General features: G+C 43.1%; 10 protein-coding genes. 3 read left to right on the top strand and 7 right to left on the bottom strand.

The window, feature by feature from the left end:
• The first annotated feature begins 8 nt into the window (after positions 1–8).
• Together ACRWQN_RS03250 and ACRWQN_RS03255 are read left to right on the top strand one after the other, a co-directional pair.
• Entirely contained in the window at positions 9–1196 is a 1188-nt protein-coding gene (locus ACRWQN_RS03250; RefSeq protein ID WP_434939754.1) for an ABC transporter permease, read from the top strand.
• On the top strand, positions 1193–2338 hold the full coding sequence (locus tag ACRWQN_RS03255; protein ID WP_434939755.1) for an ABC transporter permease: 1146 nt from the start codon (positions 1193–1195) through the stop codon (positions 2336–2338). The genes ACRWQN_RS03250 and ACRWQN_RS03255 overlap by 4 nt, the downstream gene beginning before the upstream one ends.
• Positions 2339–2573: 235 nt before the next feature.
• On the opposite strand, the gene ACRWQN_RS03260 is transcribed toward ACRWQN_RS03255, so the two are convergent.
• Both ACRWQN_RS03260 and yjgA read right to left on the bottom strand, forming a co-directional pair.
• On the bottom strand, positions 2574–5057 hold the full coding sequence (locus ACRWQN_RS03260) for an Ig-like domain-containing protein (RefSeq protein WP_434940589.1): 2484 nt from the start codon (positions 5055–5057) through the stop codon (positions 2574–2576).
• Positions 5058–5162: 105 nt separating this feature from the next.
• Positions 5163–5693 (bottom strand): ribosome biogenesis factor YjgA, encoded by a 531-nt coding sequence (gene yjgA, locus ACRWQN_RS03265; RefSeq protein WP_226411671.1) that lies wholly within the window; start codon positions 5691–5693, stop codon positions 5163–5165.
• A gap of 147 nt (positions 5694–5840) precedes the next feature.
• On the opposite strand from yjgA, the gene pmbA reads away from it, so the two are divergent.
• Positions 5841–7199 (top strand): metalloprotease PmbA, encoded by a 1359-nt coding sequence (pmbA, locus tag ACRWQN_RS03270; RefSeq protein ID WP_434930663.1) that lies wholly within the window; start codon positions 5841–5843, stop codon positions 7197–7199.
• Positions 7200–7296: 97 nt separating this feature from the next.
• On the opposite strand, the gene ACRWQN_RS03275 is transcribed toward pmbA, so the two are convergent.
• The 5 genes from ACRWQN_RS03275 to cutA all read right to left on the bottom strand — a co-directional run bounded on the left by ACRWQN_RS03275 (position 7297) and on the right by cutA (position 13742).
• Positions 7297–8325: an aldose epimerase family protein gene (locus ACRWQN_RS03275; RefSeq protein ID WP_434939756.1), complete on the bottom strand. Its 1029-nt coding sequence runs from the start codon at positions 8323–8325 to the stop codon at positions 7297–7299.
• A 29-nt stretch (positions 8326–8354) separates the two neighbouring features.
• Positions 8355–9512, bottom strand: a complete 1158-nt coding sequence (galK, locus tag ACRWQN_RS03280; RefSeq protein ID WP_434939757.1) for a galactokinase — start codon at positions 9510–9512, stop codon at positions 8355–8357.
• Positions 9513–9706: 194 nt separating this feature from the next.
• Positions 9707–11386 (bottom strand): cation:proton antiporter domain-containing protein, encoded by a 1680-nt coding sequence (locus tag ACRWQN_RS03285; RefSeq protein ID WP_434927968.1) that lies wholly within the window; start codon positions 11384–11386, stop codon positions 9707–9709.
• A 170-nt stretch (positions 11387–11556) separates the two neighbouring features.
• A complete protein-coding gene (locus ACRWQN_RS03290; RefSeq protein ID WP_434939758.1) occupies positions 11557–13422 on the bottom strand; it encodes a protein-disulfide reductase DsbD in 1866 nt (621 codons plus the stop codon).
• Positions 13419–13742: a divalent-cation tolerance protein CutA gene (gene cutA, locus ACRWQN_RS03295; protein WP_226411661.1), complete on the bottom strand. Its 324-nt coding sequence runs from the start codon at positions 13740–13742 to the stop codon at positions 13419–13421. Before cutA ends, ACRWQN_RS03290 begins: the two co-directional genes overlap by 4 nt.
• Positions 13743–13887 lie beyond the last annotated feature (145 nt).

Raw genomic sequence — 13887 nt, forward strand, 5'->3', positions numbered from 1 at the left:
GGCTAACCATGATGGCTTTTATTAAGCGAGAGTGGCGGGCGCTTTGGCAATCGCCTTGGCAGTTAGCGCTAGTAACCTACATTCCTATAGTGAGTGTATTGTGCCTGTGGTGGTTATTCAGCGCCGGACTACCAAGGCAATTACCGGTGGCGGTCGTTGATCAAGACAATAGCCAAATATCCAGAATGCTCACCCGCCAAATGGCTGCTAATTCAGTAATGAAGCTAGAGTCATATGGACAGTTAGCCCAAGCTGTAAACGACATGCGCGAAGCTAAGGTATACGCAATCGTTGTGATACCGTCGCAGTTTAAATACCAATTATTGACATCAAAGTCCCCAACAATCGACATTCGTTATAACAGCCAATACTTGCTGGTGGGCAAACTATTATCTAGCCAAATACAAATGAGTTTAGGTGCTGGTCTATTAAAAACTGCTGAACAGAAGCTATTAATGAGCGGCGTTAATCATGCAAGCATAGCCGTCAGTCTATCGCCAGTATCCAGTCAAACCACTGCTTTGTTCAACCGCAATAATAACTATGTTGGTTTTCTCGTGCCGCCAGTGTTAATCGCGCTATGGCAATTATTGGCCATGATGGTGTTTTCTAACGCATTAAATAGAGAGCTTATATCGGTTAATGACCACGTAATGCTGCCGCAGGATTTATGGATAAAAGTGTTGGCTAAGTGCGCCGTGTTTTTACCTATTATGTTGTTGCACAGTAGTTTTATTTTGTTGTTATTGTACCAATATTTACAGTTGCCTTATGCGGGCTCAATAGGGGTACTCATTATCGCCCAGGCGGTGATGATTATCGCGTTATGGTTGCTAGTGACGATGATCTTCCTGATGATGAAAGATTCGGCTCGCTGTGTCAGTTTTTGTACCGCATTATTTGCCCCGGCATTTGCTTTCATGGGGATAACCTTTCCGGTCAATGAAATGCCAGAATTGGCTCAATATTGGCGCTTGTTAATGCCATCGAGCCATTATATTGATTCCCATGTCAGTGTGGTGAGCTATGGCGCAGACACCATGTTAGTTCTGCAGCAATTATCTTCCTACTGGATGTTTATCTTGGTTATTCCGCTAATAGTTGGGTTATGGCATCGTGCGCCTAAAACGGTAGATAACTCACTCAATGCAGGCGCTTTGAATATTAGTGCACCATTACAGCAGGAGGCTATATGACATTTTGGGTGCTTTATTTTGCCGAATGGCGTGCATTATTAGCCGATAAAGCCATTGTGGTGACCCTATTTGGTGGCGTGGTATTTTATTCTGTACTGTATCCACTGCCTTATTTGCATCAAGTCCCTACTGAACAAACTATTGTGGTGGTGGATCATGATAACTCTTCACTGAGTCGCATGTTAACCCGCCATGCCGATGCCAGCGCCAAAATTGATATTGTTGCCCATGCTAATAGTATTAACGAAGCGAAGCAGCTTATTAAGCAGGGACATGCCCACGGCTTATTGGTGATACCCGATGGCTTTAGACGCAATTTATTATTAGGAAAAGGTGTAACTTTAAGTTATGGCGGTGATGCCAGTTACTTTTTAATTTATTCCGCTGTTGCAGAGGGCTTGGTTGCGGCAGGTATGGATGCCGGCAAGCATGTGCAATTGATTGGCTTATTGGCCCGCGGTGAAAACCCTGCTCTTGCCGAACAAAGCGTTAACTCGGTGAATATTAATGCCGTGCCCGCTTTTAACCCCAGTTTAGGTTATACGCCCTATGTGGTGCCGGGGTTATTTTTATTAATTCTGCATCAAACATTACTCATTGGCACAGGTATTTTAGGGGCTGGGCAGTGGCGCAAAAAAGGCTACTGGCAGCAAGTATCACCTATGGCAATATTCAGCGCGAGAATGGCGATGTTTGTCAGTTTATATAGCGTATTTAGCAGCTTTTATATTGGTTATTGTTTTTATGTTTATCAGGTCACTGTACTTGGAACATTAGCAGAAACGGCACTAATGATGCTGCCCTTTTTATTGGCGACAACCGCTGCTGGTATTGCGCTGAGCTGTTTGTTTACCCGACGTGATTTGCCGACTCAAATCTTTTTACTGTCATCAATGCCAATCTTGTTTGTTGCAGGTTTTGTGTGGCCAATAGCATTAATTCCAGAGCCACTCGTGTGGATGTCACAGGTTATTCCAGCCATTCCTGCAATTAATAGCATGTTGACGTTGAATCAAATGGGCGCAGACTGGTCGGCAATAATGCCGCAATGGTTACAAATGTGGTTGATGTTTGCGGTGTTTAGCGGGTTGGCTTTAGCGGGTATTAGACGCCGCCAAAAAGAAGTAAACCAGGCACATTAACAAGTAATGATATCTTGTATAGGCAGTGCTAAATTGAGGTTGAAGTTAACTTAGCTCTTAGGTAAGAGCTAGACACAAAGGTAGTTTAAATTGATTAGGCATAATCATCATAATCATCTAATTCATCATCACTAAGCACTTATATCGCCTCCTAACAAAAAGCCCACCGAAGTGGGCTTTAGAGTTAGCCAGCTAGACACTAAGTGTCAGCTCAATCTGCATTTGCTAAGTTTGACTACAGCAAAGTTACATTAAAGTTGGTTTCAGTGATAATGCCGCCTGGGGTGGTCACTGTTACCGTGACCCTACTGACTCCCGTTACACCGTTATGTTTTAATATGAATGAAGTGCTAGTACCACCGGCAAGCGTGCGGTTAGGCACAGTATAACCGTTAAATAACACCTCGCCCTCAGTCGCGGTAACTGCGACTGTAGTCTTGGCAGGTAATATTTGGTTAGCAGTATCGGTCAGCTTAATTGTGAATGTTGAGAGGCCATTGACAGCGATAGGGGTAATATTACTAAAGTTAGTATTTAGCGCCGTGCCATCTTGGTTAAATTGCATCACTGCAGTTGACCCTGACATAGTAAGCACAAAAGCCTTACGGATATAGGTTTTATTGGCTTGACCTATCCCGCATATGCCGTCATTGCGAAGACATTGTGGTCCATTAAATTTAGCGTCGGGACCAGTGTAGGTACTGGCTAAAGTGTTAAAGAATTTTTCGCTGGAATCAAAAGCACCCGTCTCATTATCATCTCTAAACGCGTCGCCTAAATCGATAAAGCCAGCTGGGTGATAAGTTTCAATGTCCATACCATTACCTTTACAGGCAACTGGATTATTGCTGGCATTTAAACAAGCTAATGCAATTGCACCACCATCTTTATCACCAAACATATTATCGCCATCGGTATCAAAGAAAGTTTCATGGCCTAGTGCATAGGCTAAAATTGTCACCCTATTATCAGTGACTCGCGGGTTGGCTGATGTCCAGCTGACGTTACAGGTTCCACCTTTAGTAGAGCAAGAGGGCTGTATTTGGCCGCCTTCAGCGGTGAAGTTAACCACAGTGTCGTCGGGCGCAGGGTTACCAAAACTATCTGATGCGTAAACCGTAATAGTGACTTGCTTACCATTTTGATTGCCTGCCTCTGGGTTATATTCCGAGGGTGAAATACTGAAGCCAAGCTGCTGTGGTAAACCGGTATTCACCGTTAACTGTTCAGATTGGCTGGTAATGACTTCATTAGTGTCAATATCGGTTGCTTTGGCGACGACCCGCACAGGCGTTGGTACAGTACCTGATAATACTCGAACGCTGGCTAGGCCCTGTGCATTAGTAATACTTTTATCGGTTTGCTGGCCATTTGCAAAGCTTAATCCGCCTATAACAGTATCAAGATTAAAGTTAACGGTTTGCTGCGCAGTCGGTTGACCATTGGCACTGGTGACCATAAAGGTCACTAATGATGACTCGCTTGAGCCAGTACCTCCAGCGCCTTTAATGCGAATCTGATCTGGCTCTGCAGAAATAAAGCTTAAGCTTGCTAAGGTTTGACGGCTTAAGGTGAAGTCTATACTCGCCGTTAATGCTGTGGTACCAACCATTGCTGTTGCAATGATTTGATCGCTACGTTCACTATTGCCGCTGCAACTGGTATCAGAAAAAGTCGCACCAGCACTGCCTGATAACGTTGTTACAGGCGAGTCTAAACTGGCCTTGTTATTAGTTGAGCAATCTGAGCTAAAGGCCACGCTAGTCGGTGTTTGTAAACGGCTAAAAGTGCCATCGCTATTGTCGGTAACAATAGTGGCTGTTACGCCAAATGTGCCGCCGGCGCTGACTTTATAAATGCCGTTAGTATCTGTGGGTAATGTGGTGTTCAGTTCACCTTCATAAAATTCGGTAGCAGATACCCAGCGACCCATTTTTAACAAACCTGTTTGGGCGACATCATCTGCGGTTAACACTTCGTAAAAACTTGAGCTAGTGACCGCCTTGCTTTGGTAATTAGTGCTCACCACTAAGGTGCTGGCACCTAAATCTGTTACGGCGGGTGTATAGCTCACCACAGCTTTACCGCTACTATTAGTGAGCGCTGTTGCGGGTGATAAGCTGGCACTACCGGCAGTAAAAGTCACTAATTGGTCGGCGATACCTTGGTTACTGCTGTCTAATAGGGTGGCTTGTAACTGAACCGCTTCATCAACCTTAAAGCGTGTGACTGTGCCCGAAGCATGGTTAATACTGGCTGAAATGGTGACCGACTCTGTCGTTGGTGAAGTAGTTAACGCTAAAAACTCAAAATTACGACTGGCACTGACCACATTACTATTAGCAGGGTTGAATTGTACGCTTAGCTCTCCTGCATTGGTCGTACTTGAGCTAATGATGGAGCTTGCTTGACCATTAGCATTGGTGAGCTTTGAGGCTGGTGAGGCACTGCCAAAAGGTAGAACAAAATTGACTAGTTGTCCCGATGCGAGTGTATTGCCATTTTTGAGGGTGGCAACCGCACAAAATTGTTCATTAAGATAAAATGATTGCTGGCTTGTTGCGTCGCTACATTGCCCATCTACAACCGCCTGAAAACTTAAGCTAATGGCATAGTTTTCTGTGGTTGTTTCTGTCTCAGTGCCATCAGCGGCGCCATTGCAACCGCTGATAAGTAAAGATGAAGCAAAAATTAATGGAATGCTGCGACTCAAAGTCATTATTCGCATGGGTAACATCCTAGTATTATTGTTATTCAGAATCTAATGTAAATTGCTGTTTACTACTTACTCAGTCCGTTTAATAACACCCCAGCCAAAAAATGACTAAGTTATTTCACTGCGCAAGTATTTAAACAGTTCTTTGGCTGATTTAGACTCAGGGCCTTGGGTCAGCTCTTTATTGGCTTGACGCACTAATTGACGAAGTTTTTGACGATCAAGTTGTGGGTGGTCATCCATCAATGTTTGAACTTCAGTGTCACCATTAGTCAACAAACGATCGCGCATTTTTTCGAATATCTGTATTTGCGCAGCTTCATTATTGTTCTTATTCAACACTTTATCCAGTGCTGCTTCAATAGGTTCGTGATCAAAGTTACGCATTAATTTGCCTATGTACTGCAAATGACGACGATAAGCTTCAGTTTTTTGCTTAATGACTTTGCTTTTTAGCACAGCATCGTACAAAAATTCGTCTAAGCCCATTCTGTCTAACTGCGTTTTACTTAGTGCCACCAAACGCATGCCTAACGCCTGCGCCTCTTCACTTTCTTTTTTAAATCCAGTACGGCTGACGTATTCTTCATCGTTGTCATACGGTTGCTGAAAGTGCTCAGAATCACCAACAATTTTCATAATCTTAAACCTCAAATAAATATCTGCTAATGATAGCATTTATTTTGCAGTTGTATCGGGGAAAAAAGGTCAGCAAAACGTGTTGTTATCAATCGTGAAATGAATTTGCTATGCTAGCGTTAATTTAGGCCATTTAAGAGACTATTTGTGACTTCTCATCAAGCACCTCCAGCCACTATTGACAGTGAATTATCGGCATTAAAGCAAGCAGTCAGTGTTGCGCTTGAATACGCCAAAGAATTAGGCACTACTGCGGCGGAAGTCGCCATTAGTAAGCAGCAAGGCCTGTCAGTTTCTACCCGTAACAAAGAAGTTGAGACCGTCGAGTTTAACAAAGATGGTGCTTTAGGGATTACTGTATTCCGTGATGGCCGTAAAGGTAACTCTTCTACTTCAGATTTAAGCCCAGAGGCAATTAGACAAGCCGTTAAAGCGGCCGATGATATTGCCAAGTATACCTCTGAAGATCCGTTCAGTGGTCTGGCGGATAAAGCCTTGATGGCACAAGATATTCGTGATTTACAGCTATATCATCCCCAAGCATTAACCGCTGAAGAGTTAGCTGAGTTAGCTATTAGGGCAGAAGAAGCCAGCTTATCAACCGACCGCCGTATAAAAAGCTCCGATGGCGCCACAGCCAATGCCCATACCAGTGCCAAAGTGTATGGCAATAGTCATGGCTTTTTAAATGGCTATTGTAGTTCGCGTTACAGTTTAAGTTGCGTGGCGATTGGTGAAGAGTCTGATGGCAATATGCAGCGCGATTATGACTATACCGTTGCCCGTAAGTATCAAGACTTATTAAGCCCTGAAGCGGTTGGTAAACAAGCAGCCAATAAAACCCTTAGCCGTTTAGATGCACGTAAAATTGCCACCGCGAAAATGCCGGTACTGTTTGCGCCTGAAATAGCCACTGGCTTGATGGGACATTTAATTGGTGCAATTAGCGGCAGTAGTTTGCATCGTAAGTCGAGCTTCTTGCTCGATTCAATTAACACGCAAATTTTTCCTGAGTGGTTCAATATTGAAGAGCAGCCTCACTTAATAGGCGCATTAGCGTCAGCCAATTACGACAGTGAAGGTGTTGCGACTCAAAGTAGAAAAATTATTGATAATGGTTCATTAGCTACCTATTTATTGACCAGTTACTCGGCGCGTAAATTAGGTTTGACCAATACAGGTCACGCAGGCGGTATTTATAACTGGACGCTTAGCCATACAGATCAAACCTTTGATGATTTAATCAAGGCGATGAACACAGGTTTGATTGTCACTGAAGTGATGGGGCAAGGCGTTAATGGCGTAACGGGCGATTACTCCCGTGGCGCTGCAGGGTTTTATGTTGAGAACGGTCAAGTGATGTTCCCTGTGGAAGAAATCACCATAGCGGGTAATTTAAAAGACATGTTTATGGGGATTCAGGGCGTGGGTAAGGATCGTGATTTACGATCGTCGATTCGCACTGGTGGCATTTTGCTCAGTGAAATGAAGATCGCAGGTAACTAATACGGTCTGACTGACATGACCGTTAGCAAAAGTGATTTAAATAAATAAGGGTAAGTGAAAACTTACCCCTTATTTAATTTTATTGATGACTAAAGGTTTATTCTATTGAAAACTCATAACGTGAAATATGGTGATAAACTTCATTTGGCATTAGCCAAGCATTACCCGGTAAATCAGGCTGATTAGGTGAGTCTGGTAGCATCTGCGGCTCAATGCATACCGCTTGATGGTCAACTAATATCTGCTGCTTTTTAGCCACTACACCGTTTAGGAAATTAGCCCCGTATAACTGCACCCCAGGCTGGTTGGTATACACCGTCATACTGGTACCGCTTACCGTACTGGATAACTTACCAAAACGTTGTAATTCACCCCCGGTATTATCCATTACATAGCAATGATCAAAACCATTGGTTGCCAAAAGTGCAGGGCGTTGTGTTTGTACTGCCATTGAGGTTGTGTGAGCTAAATCTAAATCGCTGCCCGCGGTGGTCAGTAATGCTGTGGGTATACCCACCTCATTCATGGTCAGGTATTGCCTAGCATCAACTTGTATTTGATGAGTAGTATTGGTCACACCGCCGTCTAAATTAAAATAACTGTGCTGGGTGAGGCTAACAGGGCAGGCTTTATCTGTTGTGGCTAACATTTCAACATACAAATTATTACCGACTAATCGGTAATCTAATTGGACTCTGCAATTTCCTGGAAATCCCATATCGCCATCAGGACTGTGTAAGGTCAAACGCACCCCGTCACTTGTCGTCCCCAGTTGCCAATGCTTACGGTTAAAACCTTCCATACCGCCGTGTAAACAGTTAGTTGCCTGGTTAACACTTAATTGATACTCAATGCCGCCATGGGACATTTTACCGTTGGCGATGCGATTGGCGTATCGACCTGCAATAGCCCCAAGGTGAGCTGGCTGAGCCAGATAATCTGCCACACTGTCACAACCGAGTACCACATTTTGGCGCTCACCATTTTTTGTCGGTACCCATAATGATCGGATAATGCCGCCTAAACTTAAAATTTCCACTGCGATAATGCCATTGTCTAAACGGACTCGTTCAACTTCTCCACCGCGGGGATCTTGCCAAGATTCAAGCACACTAAAACGTACCATTGAGGCCTCTCTCATTATGATGTGTTAGATTATTTTCGGGGTAATTTGCTTATCCTACCTGCGCCATTACTGGCTGAGCATAAGTGTATAGTGGCTTCTAAGCCTGTTTTTTGGGTGTACTCTTGTTCAACTAAATTGATCACATTATCTGTAAATTCATGCTCGATTAAAGCAATAACACAGCCGTCGCTCATACGCACGCCGCCGCGTTCACCTATGTGCTCGGCTATCATTGATACCAAGATATCAACTTCAGGTAATATCACTTCAAAATCATCACGCAATGACTGGTGAGATTGTGCCATTAGTTGGCTAAAACGGGCGATATTATTATGTTGAAAAGCACGGGCAACATTACTGGCGCGGGCATTTTCAGTGATAATGTGGCGAGCGCGTCTAAATTGCTCAGATGACAAGGTGTCTCTGCGTTGCTCTAAGTAGGAGGATGATAAATCGCGTAAGGAATCTAAACCTAGTAAAGCTGTGATGATGGAGCATTCTTTTCTACGTTGCTCAAACTGCACCATAAAGGCTTTACGATTAATGCCGGGATCGATCACGATAATGCTTAATTCTTCAGGAATTAATACAGTTTCACTTTCTAACTCTAAACAATCAATTAATAAGGCGTGATCTTCAACGGCTAACGCGCTGATCATTTGATCCATAATGCCACAGTCATGGCACATGTATTGGCTTTCACCACGTTGAGATAATTGAGCAATGGCTAATGGTGACAAATGTAATTGGCTGGCATAACTGATGGCTGTGCCAAAAGCCACTTCTAATGCTGCCGATGAAGAAAGCCCCGCGCCCAATGGCACATTGCCCACAATCGCCAAGTCCAAGCCTTTAGCGTGCAGGCCAGAGGTGTGCATCGCTGAGGTGACACCTTTCAAGTAGTTAGCCCAATCGTCATTAGAAGACACAGTGCCTTCTTCGCCAAAGTGCCATTGCTTAATTTGTCCTGGAAAGGCATCTGTTACCGCGCGAAATAAATCATCTTCCCGGTGTTTTACTGCAATTACGGTATGAAAATTAATTGCTGCGGGCAGCACTAAGCCTTCATTGTAATCTGTATGCTCACCAATAATATTCACCCGCCCTGGTGCTTGGTATAAATCGTCCGCTTTTGTGCCGAAAGTTTGCACAAATAATTTGGTAGCACGTTGAGCAGGGTTAGACATACTTCAAAAATTTCCGACAGACAGTGATTTAAGTTATTACTTTGATTTATATCACGACTTTGTAGCTGCTGTAACTGAGATTTTTTTCACTATCTGAAAATTGAAAATACGCTGACAAAAACAAAAACGCCCCGAAAAAATTCGAGGCGTTATATATTGACTATTACTACCTTAAATGACGCAAGTGTTTAGCACTATACTTGGCCATTATTGGTTGAGCTGCTAGTTGAATCAGTGGCATTATCCTGCATTGCCTCACTGGCAACCTGCTCCGCACGGTTAACCTTTTCTTGAGGTTCATCAAGATGCTCGTAAATCACATGATCAACAAAACCAGCACCTGCGGCTTCATAAAGGTTATAGGCACTGTCGACTCCTGCTGCATTAAGGGCTTCTGCATCTTCGGCATATTGTACAATCGCGCTGATTTTTCCACCGTAGTTGAGCTTTTTAAGTTGCTCTACGGCAAACAAATTACCAACGTGATGGGGGATGGCCAGTAATACCAGTTCAAGATTAGGCGCACGTTCTAGTTTTTCCCAAAAGTCAGTGTCACCAGCATCACCTTGGACGACATTACGGCCCTGGCTGCGGTGAAAGTCAACTAACTCCTGTTTATGCTCAATGCCTAATATTTCGCCATCGAAACGCAAACGCAATTCATCATAAGCACCACTACCAATACGGCCCATACCAAAGATTAAAAATCGCGGATTACCAATTTTTATTTGACGATCTTCTGGGTGTAATGGATGTTTCTCAAGTTTGACTAAGTGGCTTTGGAAATGCTGATAAATTTTATTCACACTGCTGTTAAGCGGCGCAGCAAACAAAAAGCTAATACTTAAGGCAACGGCAATAATGATTAACCATGATGCTGGCAACCAGCCTTTATGCGCCGCTACTGCGGCGACAATTAATCCAAACTCACTGTAGTTAGCCAGATTAAAAGAGGCTAATAGTGAGGTGCGTGAGCGCAACTTAAAGCGAGTGAGTAAATACATAAACATGGCTATTTTTACTGGTACTAGCATGACTAATATGCCAGCCAAGCCAATGTCTGACCAGGTAGGTAGCCCATTTAGGCCTATGGTGAGGAAGAAGGCGACTAAAAATAGTTCTTTAAAGTAGTACATGGATTTAGCTAATTCAGACGACTTTGCATGGCCTGCTAGTAAAATACCAATAATTAATGCCCCTAAGTCGGGCTTCAAGCCTACGGCTTCAAATAACCAAGCGCCGACCACTAATGCCATCACTAGGCCAAACAGCACTAACATTTCACTGTGGCCCACTTTGTCGAACACTTTATAAATAAGCGGTCGAGCAAAGGGTAATAACAATAATCCTAGCGCCCAAATAGAGGGCACATCGCCTTTTGATATGGTTAAAAACACCACAGCGAAGATATCTTGCATAATCAAGATACCAATAGCGACACGACCATACAGTGACTTCATATCACCATTATCTTCAATCACTTTTACCGCAAATACAGTACTTGAAAAGCTTAATGCGAACGAAATAAGCAGTAGTTGATTAAGGGTATAGCCTTCTAGTTGTTCTAACCCCGCCATGCCTAATAATTTTAATATCGGAATGAAAAAGATAATTGAACCAATTAAATGAATGCTAGAAGTGGCCCACACTTCGGCTTTAAATAAGCTTTTTAAATCCAGCTTTAAACCTATTGAAAATAGCAGTAAGGTCACGCCTAAATTAGCGAGTTGTTGTAAAAGAGGCAGGCTGGTGTCTTGAATACCAAAAGTGAATAGCACAAACCCAGCAGCTAAATAACCAATAAGCGGCGGTAAGCCCACTTTACTGACCAAAAGCCCACAGAGTAAGGTGATAATTAATATGGCCGGTTCCATAGCACTCCATCATGGTGAATTAAGGCAAAGATGCTTAACATTGTATAAGAAAAACCAGCATTTGGGGAAAATGATGCTCATAAAAAAAAACAAGCGACCTGAGTGAAAAGTCGCTTGTTTACATTGGTAGATGTTTATTGTGTCAATATTGTCACTAGCTAAGAGGTTGTTTACTCTTTAAGCAGTAAATCCAAGTGATTAGCGAAATCTTTAGGGCCCATAAAGCCAGTGACACGAAGATCATCACGGATATCCCCGTTTTTATCAAACATCAGCAAAGTAGGTAAACCAAGCACACCGTAATGCTCAAGTAACTCGATATCAATAGCATCACTTTTGGTCACATCGGCTTGCAAGATAACCATTTTATTCATGCGTTCAAGCACATCTGCATTGGCGAATGTAATCGCTTCAAACTCTTTACAAGCGACACACCAGTCAGCATACAAATCTAACATGACAGTTTTACCACTGATGCTGGCTTTATCTAACTCAACCGCTAAATCATCTAACGATTTAATCTTAATAAAGTGGTGCGCATCAGCTTGGGCTGTACCCTTGTTCGCCGTTTGGTTAACCCCGGGCACCTGGAAGCCAAAGTGACTCATCACAGCTTGAAAACCATAGGAAAAACTGGCAAGTAAAGCGAGTAATAATAATACTCCACGAACAGACTGCTTCCAGTTAAAGGCGGTTAACTTGTTCTGATGCATTAAATAACCGACTAAGCTAACAGCCCAAATTGACCACAATACGTCAGACACCAGCCCTACCCAAATACGACCAATCATCATGATTGAAACCGAAATTAGCAAGAAACCGAAAATAGTTTTGATAACATCCATCCATGCACCGGCGCGAGGGAGAATTTTGCCACCGGAAGTCCCGAGTACTAATAACGGCACGCCCATGCCCATGCTTAATACATAAAGAGCGAGGAAGCCCTGTAATAAGTCACCGCTTTGAGCCACGTAAATGAGTGCGCCTGATAACGGTGCAGTCGTACAAGGCGATGCCACCAAGCCTGAAATCACCCCCATAAAGAATACGCCAATCAAGTTGCCGCCTTTTTGGTTGTTTGACATGGCGTTCATTTTTTCTTGCCACTTTGACGGCAGTTTTAAATCATACATGCCAAACATAGATAAGCTCAGCAACACAAACATCACCGCTAAGAAAATCAAAATAGCAGGGTGTTGCAACGCCGCTTGAAACTTCATTCCGGCACTGGCTACTACTAGGCCCAATAATGAATAGGTAATCGCCATACCTTGTACATAAGCCATCGATAACGTGAAGGCTTTTGCAGTAGACAGTTTTTCACCCTGGCCGACAATAATACCCGATAAAATAGGGTACATTGGGAACACACAGGGTGTTAACGCTAGGCCAATACCTAAACCAAAAAAGATCGCCAAGGTCCACAGTAAGCTGTCATTTTGAAGCATTTGGCTTAAGGTGTCTTGTTGGGTAATCGGGCTTTTAGTTGCTTGTTCAGCCGTGTCGTTGATCGATACTTCTGGTGCGCCAATGACTTTTTTAGCTTGAGCCACTTTGCCATCGTTAGCGGCAACTTCCGTTAAAATCACATCACGGGTGGTTGGCGGATAACACAAAGTTCCTTCCGCACAACCCATAAAGGTCACTTTAAAAGTGCCTTCTTTACTGGCTTCTTTAATACCAACAGGGATTTGGACAAACGAGTAAAATACCTCTTGTTCGCCAAAGTATTCGTCGTTATGGATTTTTCCGCGGGGTAAATTAATCTCACCAATAACCGCGCCGTCGGCTTTAAAGGTCAGTTTGTCACGGTACATGTAGTAACCGTCAGCAATCACCCAGCTAATGAGTAACTGATTGCCTTGCTGCTTAAAATCGAATGAGAATGCTTCATTAACCGGCAATAGCTCAGGTTCACTGCTTAAAAAATCAAACTTACTTTTACTAAATACCCCTTCACTTTGCACCAGTGGTGAGAAAGCGATTGAAGACAGTAAAAGTAAAGATGTTAAAACAAAGGCGAATATTTTTTTCATGATTGAGTGGTTTCTTTTATCCATGTTAAATAAGGCGCTAACCCATGAGTAATAGGGGTTGCGATTAACTCTGGTACTTCATAAGGATGCAATTGGATCACCAATTGTTCAATTGCTTGATAATGTAACGCGCGACATTTTATCTGCAATTGTACCTCTTGAGACTGACACACTTGGTTATCCCAATAATAAACCGACACAATAGGTTGGCTAATTTGCACACAGGCAGCAAGCTTGGCATTAATTAATGCCTGGGCGATACTATCGGCAGTGGCCTTATCGGGACAGGTTGAAAAAATCAGTAAATAATCAGCTTCCATTGTATCTCGGTTAAACTTAACGTTAGCTTAAGCTAAAATAGTCAATATCGGCTTACTGTACGATTTTTAGCAACAGATTTCACTGTTATGTTTGAAATTCGTGACGTCTCTTGAAAATAGACCGGACAAACCCCATATAGCTTTC

The organism is Shewanella sp. HL-SH8 (genome assembly GCF_051165765.1).
Taxonomy (GTDB): Bacteria; Pseudomonadota; Gammaproteobacteria; order Enterobacterales; family Shewanellaceae; genus Shewanella; species Shewanella glacialimarina.

Bases quoted from the DNA above. Each gene is read 5' to 3' on its own strand.
- ACRWQN_RS03250 (WP_434939754.1), top strand. From the start codon at position 9: ATGATGGCTTTTATTAAGCGAGAGTGGCGGGCGCTTTGGCAATCGCCT.
- ACRWQN_RS03255 (WP_434939755.1), top strand. From the start codon at position 1,193: ATGACATTTTGGGTGCTTTATTTTGCCGAATGGCGTGCATTATTAGCC.
- ACRWQN_RS03260 (WP_434940589.1), bottom strand. From the start codon at position 5,057: ATGACTTTGAGTCGCAGCATTCCATTAATTTTTGCTTCATCTTTACTT.
- yjgA (WP_226411671.1), bottom strand. From the start codon at position 5,693: ATGAAAATTGTTGGTGATTCTGAGCACTTTCAGCAACCGTATGACAAC.
- ACRWQN_RS03275 (WP_434939756.1), bottom strand. From the start codon at position 8,325: ATGGTACGTTTTAGTGTGCTTGAATCTTGGCAAGATCCCCGCGGTGGA.
- galK (WP_434939757.1), bottom strand. From the start codon at position 9,512: ATGTCTAACCCTGCTCAACGTGCTACCAAATTATTTGTGCAAACTTTC.
- ACRWQN_RS03285 (WP_434927968.1), bottom strand. From the start codon at position 11,386: ATGGAACCGGCCATATTAATTATCACCTTACTCTGTGGGCTTTTGGTC.
- ACRWQN_RS03290 (WP_434939758.1), bottom strand. From the start codon at position 13,422: ATGAAAAAAATATTCGCCTTTGTTTTAACATCTTTACTTTTACTGTCT.
- cutA (WP_226411661.1), bottom strand. From the start codon at position 13,742: ATGGAAGCTGATTATTTACTGATTTTTTCAACCTGTCCCGATAAGGCC.